Origin of the sequence: Deinococcus marmoris, from assembly GCF_001949125.1 — a bacterium.
Classification (GTDB): Bacteria; Deinococcota; Deinococci; order Deinococcales; family Deinococcaceae; genus Deinococcus; species Deinococcus marmoris_A.
Map to the genome: position 1 here is coordinate 1 of NZ_MSTI01000004.1, position 8,917 is coordinate 8,917.

Annotated in this window: 10 protein-coding genes; 7 read left to right on the forward strand and 3 right to left on the reverse strand. The window is 64.6% G+C overall.

Going from position 1 to position 8,917, the window contains the following annotated elements:
* From BOO71_RS00280 to BOO71_RS00295, 4 genes are all read left to right on the forward strand, one after another.
* The coding region (locus BOO71_RS00280) for a transposase (protein ID WP_139322640.1) at nt 1-604 on the forward strand (604 nt) is incomplete at its 5' end.
* Between the two features lie 522 nt (nt 605-1,126).
* A complete protein-coding gene (locus tag BOO71_RS00285) occupies nt 1,127-2,359 on the forward strand; it encodes a 2,3-bisphosphoglycerate-independent phosphoglycerate mutase (protein WP_075830000.1) in 1,233 nt (410 codons plus the stop codon).
* A gap of 389 nt (nt 2,360-2,748) precedes the next feature.
* Nucleotides 2,749-3,603 (forward strand): PRC and DUF2382 domain-containing protein, encoded by an 855-nt coding sequence (locus BOO71_RS00290; RefSeq protein ID WP_075830001.1) that lies wholly within the window; start codon nt 2,749-2,751, stop codon nt 3,601-3,603.
* A gap of 103 nt (nt 3,604-3,706) precedes the next feature.
* Nucleotides 3,707-4,210 (forward strand): YsnF/AvaK domain-containing protein, encoded by a 504-nt coding sequence (locus BOO71_RS00295; protein WP_075830002.1) that lies wholly within the window; start codon nt 3,707-3,709, stop codon nt 4,208-4,210.
* A gap of 4 nt (nt 4,211-4,214) precedes the next feature.
* Here the strand turns inward: BOO71_RS00295 and BOO71_RS00300 are convergent, their stop codons facing one another.
* A complete protein-coding gene (locus BOO71_RS00300) occupies nt 4,215-5,624 on the reverse strand; it encodes a PLP-dependent aminotransferase family protein (RefSeq protein ID WP_075830003.1) in 1,410 nt (469 codons plus the stop codon).
* Nucleotides 5,625-5,729: 105 nt separating this feature from the next.
* Between BOO71_RS00300 and BOO71_RS00305 the strand changes: the two genes are divergently transcribed.
* Nucleotides 5,730-6,947 (forward strand): benzoate/H(+) symporter BenE family transporter, encoded by a 1,218-nt coding sequence (locus tag BOO71_RS00305; protein WP_254842972.1) that lies wholly within the window; start codon nt 5,730-5,732, stop codon nt 6,945-6,947.
* Between the two features lie 30 nt (nt 6,948-6,977).
* On the opposite strand, the gene BOO71_RS00310 is transcribed toward BOO71_RS00305, so the two are convergent.
* Nucleotides 6,978-7,745 (reverse strand): exodeoxyribonuclease III, encoded by a 768-nt coding sequence (locus BOO71_RS00310; RefSeq protein WP_075830004.1) that lies wholly within the window; start codon nt 7,743-7,745, stop codon nt 6,978-6,980.
* A 110-nt stretch (nt 7,746-7,855) separates the two neighbouring features.
* Between BOO71_RS00310 and BOO71_RS00315 the strand changes: the two genes are divergently transcribed.
* Nucleotides 7,856-8,164 (forward strand): hypothetical protein, encoded by a 309-nt coding sequence (locus tag BOO71_RS00315; RefSeq protein WP_075830005.1) that lies wholly within the window; start codon nt 7,856-7,858, stop codon nt 8,162-8,164.
* A 37-nt stretch (nt 8,165-8,201) separates the two neighbouring features.
* Here the strand turns inward: BOO71_RS00315 and BOO71_RS00320 are convergent, their stop codons facing one another.
* Nucleotides 8,202-8,591 (reverse strand): class I SAM-dependent methyltransferase, encoded by a 390-nt coding sequence (locus BOO71_RS00320; RefSeq protein WP_075830006.1) that lies wholly within the window; start codon nt 8,589-8,591, stop codon nt 8,202-8,204.
* Nucleotides 8,592-8,721: 130 nt separating this feature from the next.
* Here BOO71_RS00320 and BOO71_RS28195 point away from each other — a divergent pair.
* Nucleotides 8,722-8,917 (forward strand): hypothetical protein (locus tag BOO71_RS28195; RefSeq protein WP_217694828.1); only part of this gene is annotated, 196 nt, incomplete at its 3' end.

The following is an 8,917-nucleotide window of genomic DNA, read 5'->3' on the forward strand; positions in this document are numbered from 1 at the left end:
CCTCCTGGGGAAGCGGCGTTCCCGTCTCCATGCCGATGGAGGGTTCGAGAGTACCGAGTTCATCCAGGGTGTGCTGAGCCGGGGGTTGGACATCGTGGTGGGCGTACGTTGCAACCGCAAGCTGGAGGATGGCCGCCAGATGCGTGACCTGATGGTCCGGGGGAGCCTGGTCAAGCCCACAGGGCTTGATCAGGCCATGTGCGTTTCCTGGGTCTGGCTCTACCGCAACAAGGAGCCAGAGCAACGCTTTGTCATGTCGAATCTTGACCTGGGCGGCAAGTATCTCGCACGAGTAGGGAAACGCCGCTGGCGAATCGAAGCCTTTTTCAAAACGGTCAAGGGCCGCTTCGGACTTGAACGCTTTGCGCAGCACAGCAAGCAGGGTGTCCTGCGCTGGTGGTGCCTCTCCGGCTTGGCTTTCTTGCTCTGTCATCTCCAGGACCTTGACCTCCCTCTTCGCCTGCCGGGCATATGGCCGGACTGGGGCGATCTGGCGAGAACCGTGAGGTTCTCGTTCGTCCCCGACGTGCATCGTCGTGCGCTTCAATTGGAGCTAGACGCGCTTGATGCCTTCCAGCACGCATCCCCTGCCCTCATTCTCTAAACTGCAAGATGTCAGTTGAGGTTGCGTTCGGGCAGCAAAAGGGCAGGGAGGCAGCGCTGCGCCAGGCACGAGTTCTCAGATGTGGGTGGCGGAAGAGGGCGGCAGCGTCCGGGTCTGATGCCCTGCTTCATCACGCCGAATGCGGCCCGTCCGCTTCGCGCCGGACGGCCTTCGGTTGCTGCTTGGTTGACGAGAATAGGCACTGAACGAGGCAAGAAGGCTTGGCTTTTCGCTCCTTGCGGGGGAGGCTGGGAGGGGGGAAACGCAAACGACGTCCCAGCGCTATCCGAAGAAAATGATTTCTCCCAGAAACTGACATGAAAGATAAGATGAGAGCCTTACATACATCACCCAGCCTTGCGGGGTGGCGGGCGCAGCTCACCCTTTTCCCGGACGATAGAGACGCTCCATTCAGCCTTCTCTTCACTTCGGCAAAGGCGACACACCGACAAACCCGCCCCAACCCCGCCTCCCCTAACCTCCCACTCCCACCGAGTTAGTGTCCGGCGTACACTGTTTGCCATGAGTGACCTGTTGCAGACGATCCGTGGGCTGTCCAAGAAGACCGAGAGCAAGATCGTGATGGTGGTGCTGGACGGTGTGGGGGGCCTGCCGCTGGAACTGAACGGCGAGACCGAGCTGGCCACGGCCAAGACGCCCAATCTGGACGCGCTGGCCGCCCAGTCGCAACTGGGACAGGTGGAACTGGTGGGCGCAGGCATCACCCCCGGCAGCGGCCCCGGCCACCTGAGCCTGTTCGGCTACGATCCGCTGGACTACGTGGTGGGGCGCGGGGCGCTGAGTGCCGTGGGCATCGGCGTCAAGCTGAACAAGGGCGATGTGGCAGTGCGCGGCAACTTCGCCACGCTGGGCGCAGGCCGCATCGTGGAAGACCGCCGCGCGGGCCGCCCCAGCAACGAGAAGAATGCGGAAGTGGTGGCGCAGCTCAAGGCCGCTATCCCCGAGATCGATGGCGTGCCCGTCGAGATCTACACCGAATCCGAACACCGTTTCGTGGTGGTCTTCCGCGCGCAGAACGGTGAGGTGCTGGGCGCGAACATCAGCGACGTGGACCCCCAGGACACCGGGGTGCAGCCGCTGAGGGCCGAGGCGCACGACGACGCCAGCGGGAAAACCGCCGGGCTGGTCAACGCCTTCGTGGAGCGGGCCGAGGCGGCGCTGAAGGACGACGCACAGGTCAACGGCGTGCTGTTCCGGGGCTACAGCGACGTGCCGCACTTCCCCAGCTTCGCGGACGTGTATCAACTGGACGCCGCCTGCATCGCCTCCTACCCCATGTACAAGGGGCTGGCCAGTCTGGTGGGCATGCAGGTGCTGGACGTGCCCGGCGAGGAAGACGCGCTGGACGGCAAGGTGCAGGTGCTGCGCGACAACTGGGACAAACACGATTTCTTCTTCTTCCACGTCAAGAAGACCGACAGCACGGGCGAGGACGGCGATTTTAAGGCCAAGGTCAAGAAGATCGAACTGTTCGACGCCCTGCTGCCCGACATTCTGGCGCTGAAGCCGGACGTGCTGTGCATCGTCGGCGATCACAGCACGCCCAGCAAGCTCTCCAGCCACTCGTGGCACCCGGTCCCGGTGCTGGTCCGCAGCGATCACGGGCGCAAGGACCTGACGGCCCGCTACACCGAGGAAGAGGCCCAGAAGGGCAGCCTGGGGCTGCGGCGCGGCCCGGACCTGATGCCGATCCTGATGGCCAACGCGCTGAAGCTGAACAAGTACGGCGCGTGAGGCGGGAACTCATTTGAATTTGATCTCTGGAGGGCAACTTAAGCCCGTGTGAGAGCGGGTAAAAGCAGCGAGGGCGGTGGACGAGGGTGTCCTGCCGCCCTTTCTCCGTGTTGTCGGGCCACAAAACCACTTAGACGCCTCTGAAGCGGGTGTTACGGCCATGCGAAACCTCTCAGGATTGGGTAAAGGGTTGTCCAGGGCGGCCTTTAGCTGGCTACCATTCTTCTTCCGGGTCACTGCGGCAGCATGGGCACCACGAACGGAAGACAGGTCACAGAGCAGCACCGTCAGCAATGACAGCCAGAAATGGCAGCGCTGTGCCCCGTCGCCTGACCGTTCACTGAAAGTCCAGCCGCCATCAGGCGGCACCCCCCACAAAGGAGATTCACATGGCCCGTTTAATGCCCCTGTCCGATATCACTGCCCAGCACTCCGACGTTCTCGGCAACGACTACTACGATCCCACCGGGCAGACCGCCTACGGGATGAACGGCGACAAGATCGGCACCATCCGTGGCGCACTCGCCGAACCCGAAACCGGCAAGATCCGTTTCCTGCTGGTCGATGTGGGCGGCTGGTTCTCCAGCAAGGAAGTCGTGGTGCCCGTGGGCATGTCCACCTTCGAGGGCGATGAAGTCCACTTCACCAACCTGACCAAAGAGCAGGTCGGCGACATGCGCGAGTACCGCACGGGTGAGGAGTACAGCGACGACGCCCAGATGTCCGACGAGCGTGTGCTGCGCGCCGCCAATACCGACATGCAGGTCGATGAGAGCCAGTACGCCGCCAAGGCCGGCTACCGCGAAGACGACGCCATGTACCAGACCCCCGACAAGCTGCGCCTCCTGGAAGAGCGTCTGGTCGTCAACAAGGACCGCTTCGTGGCGGGCAGCGTGGAAGTCGGCAAGCGCGTCGAAACCCACCAGGAAAACGTGAACGTGGATCTGGCGCGTGAAGAAGTGGTCATCGAGCGTCACGCCGTCACCGACGCGCAGGCCGTGGAAGGCGCAGTGCTGGGTGCCGATTCCAAGACCATGCGCATCGATCTGGAAGCCGAGCGCGCCAACGTGAGCAAGCAGGCGTTCGTGACCGAGGAAGTCACGGTGGGCAAGCGCGAAGTCACCGACTCGCAGACCGTGACCGAGACCGTGGGCCGCGAGGTGCTGGAAGTGACCAAGAGCGGCGACGTGCGCCTGGACAGCGACGGCAAGCCGATGATGGACGACACGAACCGCAAGGTCTGATCTCAGGGCTGCGGGGCAGGGCGACTTCTCAAGGGAGGTCGCCCTGCCTTCTTCTCTCAGGTAGGTTCTCCCAATAGATTTTCCCAGACAGGCAGGAGCTGAAATGACAGACCAACGCAAGGACAGATTCGATGGGCCGCTGACTGGGACTGAGCTGGAAACCCAGACCACGCAGCTTCAAGGCGTCCAGCTTCAGGGCATGATCGAACTGCGCGAGGAACGCCTGATCGTCGAGAAGGAACGGGAAGTGGCGGGCAGCGTCGCCTTCACCCGCGAGGTCCGGCGCGAGACCGTGCAGATGCCCGTGGAACTGGTCACCGAGGTGCTGATCATCGAACACCTGGGCACCGGCGCGGCGGACGGCGGCCACATCATCACCCTGGACGGCACGCCACTGGCCCCCGGCGAACGACGCGAACTGCTGGTCTACCGCGAAGAGGCGCGGATCGAGAAGCGCGTGGTGGTCCGCGAGCAGATCAGCATCGGCAAGCGGCAGGTCATCGAGACCCGGACCTTCGACGCCACGCTGGCCCACGAGGAACTGGTGGTCACCCCAGAGGGCGACGTGCAGGTCTTCGAGCAACCCGCCGGAGAGCAGAAGCTCTAGCCGTTCAGGCCAGCCGCTCCCGTCCCTGGCGTGATTGAAATTCGTCCCAGGCGGCTTTCAGGCGCAGCACGGCTTCGGGCAACCGGGCCGGGTCCAGCGTGAAGGGCAGGCGCAGAAAACTATCGGGCAGGGTATCGACTCCCATTGACGCGCCGGGGAACAGCCGCACGCCGTACCGCGCCGCGCAGAGGGTGAAGGCGCTGGTCTGGCGGGTGGGCAACTTCACCCACAGGAACTGCCCGCCGCCCGGCACGGTAAAACGCCATTCGGGCAGATGCAGGCGCAGCAGTTCGGCCAGCAGATCGCGGGCGGGCGTCACGGCCTCGCGCCGCTGTTGCCGCAGCCGGGGCAGGTCCTGAAGCAGGTTCAGGGCGATGTGCTGCCCTGGCAGACTGCTGCCGAAATCGGAGAGGGTCCGGGCCTGCCCCACCGGCCCCGCGTGCGCCGCTGGCACGCGCACCCAGCCCACCCGCAGCCCCGCCCAGTACAGCTTGCTCAGCGAGCCGACATTGAAGATCGGCGCGTCGGGGGCGAAGGTGGAGATACGCGGCGGCGCTGCCGTCTCGAAACCAAGATCGATCAGGGTGTCGTCCTCGATGGTGGGCAGATTCGCGTCGGCCACGGCGGCGGCGATCTTTTCCCTGGCGCGGATGGGCATGACCGTCCCTGTGGGGTTCTGGAACGTGGGGGTCAGGAAGGCCAGACGTGGCGAATGCTGCTTTACGGCCCCCGCGAAAGCCACAGCCTCCACGCCCTGCGCCGTAACAGGCACGCCCACCGTTTCGGCCCCCGCCGCGCGGAAGGCGTCGATGGCTCCGAAATAGGTGGGGGTTTCCAGCAGCATCCGGTCACGGGGGCGCAGAAAGACATTTGCCAGCAGCGAGATGGCCCCCTGCGCGCCGCTGGTGATCAGGACCATTTCCGGCGTGGTGGGCAGGCCCCCCTGCGTGTAGATCTCGGCCAGCAGGGCACGGAGATCGGGCAGGCCCAGTGGGTAATACAGCGACTCTTCAAAGGCGTCCAGGGCGGCCTCGCGCATCTCCTGCCGCTGGGTGTCATGCAGCAGTGGAACAGCGATGGTGAAATCGAATTCCTCTCCGCCCTGGGCCAAGACGGACGGTGTCCGCAGGGCCAGCAGGTTCGCTCCACGCGGCGCGCCAGCCGCCACCCGCGTGCCACTGCCGCGTTTGCGGGTGATCCAGCCGCCGCCCTCCAACGCGTCATAGGCGGCCACCACCGTGCTGCGGCTGATGCCCAGCAACCCCGCCAGTGCCCGCTCTGCTGGCAAGGGTTCGGCGGGCAGAAGCTGACCGCTGCGAATAACTGCGCGCACGGCCTCGGCCAGCAGGTCATACAGCGGCCCGTCGCCCGCCCTCCAGCCGGAGAGCAGCGCAGACCAGCGGAGAGCGTCCATCCACCCAGCATAGCAGTCCACTTACAGCATTAGTCCAGACAAGCAGTCCAATGGGCAGGCCATTGCCACTAGGCAACAGTCCAATCGCGGAGCAAAATTGACAGCGTGATCGCGCCTGCCCTGACCCCCGCTCCCCGCAACTTCTGGCGGGATACACAGTCCAGCGCCGTGCTGGCCGGACTGATCGCCGTGATCATCGGCTGGGCGGGGCCAAACGTGCTGGTCTACAGCGTGGCGCAGGCCGCGCACCTCAGCGACGCCACCGCCATGTCGTGGCTGTGGGCGCACGCCATTTTCACCGGACTGGCGGGCATCTTCCTGAGCCTACGGACGCGCATGCCAATTCTGAGTACCTGGTCCACCCCTGGCATCGCGTTTCTGGTCACGGCACTGCCGGGCATTCCCTTCGCGGAGGCAGTGGGGGCGTTCGTGACTTCTGCCGTGCTGGTCTTTATTCTGGGCACCTTCAAGCCGCTGACGCGGGCGCTGGGGGCCATCCCGCCGCATCTGGCCGCCGCGCTGAACGCCGCGATTCTGCTGCCCTTCGGCTTCAAGGCGGCGCAGGCATTCGGCGTGCAGCCCGCGCTGGTGGGGGCCATGATCGTGGCGTACTTCGTGATCCGGCAGGTTTCGCCGCGCTGGGCCGTGGCCGCCGTGCTGGTGGTGGGCGTGGGGGCCAGCGCGGGCCTGGGGCTGTGGCACCCCGCGCCGATCAGCTTCGCGCTGACTCAGCCGCAGTTCGTGCTGCCGGTGTTCAGCCTGCACGCCACGGTCAATCTGGCGCTGCCGCTGACGCTGCTGGCCTTTACCGGGCAATTCGTGCCGGGTTTCGGCGTGCTGAAGACCAACGGCTACGAACCCGCGCCGGGGCCGGTGCTGCGGACCTGCGGCGTCGCCAGCCTGGGCGCAGCCTTCGCGGGCTGCCACAACCTGACGCTGGGCGCACTGCTGGCCAACATCGTCAGCGGGCCGGAGGCGCACCCGGACGCGCAGAAGCGCTACACCGCCGCCATCTGGGCCGGGGGCATCAACATCTGCTTTGGCTTATTCGCCGGAACCTTCGTGCATCTGATGGGTATCCTGCCCGCCGAGGCGCTGGCGGCCCTGGCCGGAATCGCCCTGCTGGGTGCGATGGGCAGCAGTTTGCAGGGCGCGTTCCAGGGGCAATCCGGCAGTCTGGCCGCCCCGATCATCATTCTGGTCACGCTGAGCGGGATTACCCCACTGGGCATCGGGGCGGCGTTCTGGGGCATCCTGGCCGGGCTGGCGGTGTACGCGGCAGAGCGGCGAGGTGTGGGGAAGATGGTGCAGGCGGCGAAATAAGGTTCTGTGTGGTGAGGTTGGCCTGAACCGCTAAACGACGGTCTGCCCGCTCAGAGGCGCATGGTCACTCAGTTTCGCCTCGCGGTCCACCTGCACATTGCCCAGATTTACGCCCGCCGACAGCAGGTAATCAATGCGCCAGCCGACGTTGTTGGCGTAGGCCCCGGCGCGGTTGCTCCACCACGTATATTCGGCCTCATCGCCCAGCGTGGCGCGGTGGGTGTCGGTCAGGCCCGAGGCCAGATGGGCGGTCATCCACTCGCGCTCGTGAGGCAAAAAGCCGCTGTTTTTCTGGTTGCTGCGCCAGTTTTTAATGTCGATCTCGCGGTGGGCAACGTTGTAGTCGCCGCCGATGATCACGGGTTCGCCCTCTGCCATCAGCCCGCTTGCGAAGTCCTGAAAGTCGCCCAGCACGCGGTCCTTGAAGCCCTGCCGGGCCTCGCCGCTGCTGCCGCTGGGCAGGTACACGCTGACGTAACGCACGCCGCCAATGTGGGCACTCAGGACACGGCCCTCGCTGTCCATCTCGTCGTGGTTCATACCCACACGCACATCTTCCAGGGGTTGCTTTGCCAGGATCGCCACGCCGCTGTACCCCGCCTTCTGCGCTGGAAACCACGCACTTTCGTAGCCCAGATGGGCCAGGGCATCGGGCATGGGTGGGGCACGGACTTCCTGAAGCAGCAGCACATCGGGGGCCTCGTGCGCCGCCCAGTCGGCCAGTCCTTTTCGCAGGGCGCTGCGAATGCCGTTGGCGTTCAGGGTGGTGACTTTCAGCAGATCAGAAGGAGCAGACATCAGGGCTGAGCATAGCGCCCGACTTTTCCCCAGCGACAAGTCCAACTTTCAAGACATGTTGATCCAACTCAGCCCTGCCGCTCCTCCGTTTCAGGTACGCTGGTTCCACTATGGCCGACATTAAATTTCTCAACGAAGCCGACGGTCAGGAATTCCAGATGACCCACCCCAAGGCGGCCCGCGTGCTGGGCGATATCAGGAAGTGGGCGCAGGGCAACGGCTTTGAACATGTCGCCTTCTGGCGCGACACCGACGACGAACACAAGCTGTGGGTGCAACTGGGCGAGGACCGGTTGAACTACTGGATTCACGACTCCACCTTCACAGAGGGCAAGCACGAAACGGTGGAAATGCAGATGGATTACGCGCGCGGGGCACAACGCCGCAGCGCCGCCGGATACGCCAAGTTCGACAAGTAAGCTCTGGAAGGTTGAGGGCTGGTCTTCGGGCTGGCCCTCAACCCGTTTTGTATGCGACGTAGACGGCCAGATGGGCGATGTCCCGCACAGGAAAGCGCTGTTCGCTGACGCCAATGCTCAGGCCATAAGTTCCCACCAGTTCCCGCGCATCCGCCGCCGTGACCTTAATGGGGAAACGCACGTCCAGCCGCAGGGCAGGATGTCCAACTTCCGCGAGGGCGGCCCGCAAAGTTTGCTCTGCCCCACCGTCATCGGCTGGGCGGCCCAGCGCCTGCCGTGTTGCCCACAGATGATCCACACCGTGGGTCGCCAGCACCAGTTGCCCGCCCAGCCGTAGCACCCGCCACGCCTCGCGCAACGCTGCCTCGGCATCGGGTAAATGCGCCAGCGTCCGCAATAGCAATACGGCGTCAAATGCTCCGGCCATGTACCAGGCTTTTATCTCAACCAGATCCAATTCCCAAGACGTTCAGCGCGGCCAGAGGATCATGCCGTAGGCGTCTGACCAGATCGGTGAGGTGTCGTGTTCGCGCGTGCAAAAGGGTCAATAGTATGCCGTGCAGGACAGCCAATCCTTGTGCGCCTTGCCGCAGTCGGTGATGATCTTCATGGAAGATCGTGTCACGCCGATGGTGGCTCCGATTCTCGATACTCCAGTGTTGTCGCCAGATGTCCTCGGCTTCCCTTGCTGTGAGCAGCGTGCTGCTCACGGCAAACCGCACCTCATGGGTCACGCGCCCATCTCGGTGCGTG

Excerpts from the sequence above, each read along its gene's own strand:
- BOO71_RS00295 (WP_075830002.1), top strand. The coding sequence starts at position 3,707 with ATGACAGACCAACGCAAGGACAGATTCGATGGGCCGCTGACTGGGACT.
- BOO71_RS00320 (WP_075830006.1), bottom strand. The coding sequence starts at position 8,591 with ATGGCCGGAGCATTTGACGCCGTATTGCTATTGCGGACGCTGGCGCAT.
- BOO71_RS00310 (WP_075830004.1), bottom strand. The coding sequence starts at position 7,745 with ATGTCTGCTCCTTCTGATCTGCTGAAAGTCACCACCCTGAACGCCAAC.
- BOO71_RS00315 (WP_075830005.1), top strand. The coding sequence starts at position 7,856 with ATGGCCGACATTAAATTTCTCAACGAAGCCGACGGTCAGGAATTCCAG.
- BOO71_RS00285 (WP_075830000.1), top strand. The coding sequence starts at position 1,127 with ATGAGTGACCTGTTGCAGACGATCCGTGGGCTGTCCAAGAAGACCGAG.
- BOO71_RS00290 (WP_075830001.1), top strand. The coding sequence starts at position 2,749 with ATGGCCCGTTTAATGCCCCTGTCCGATATCACTGCCCAGCACTCCGAC.
- BOO71_RS00300 (WP_075830003.1), bottom strand. The coding sequence starts at position 5,624 with ATGGACGCTCTCCGCTGGTCTGCGCTGCTCTCCGGCTGGAGGGCGGGC.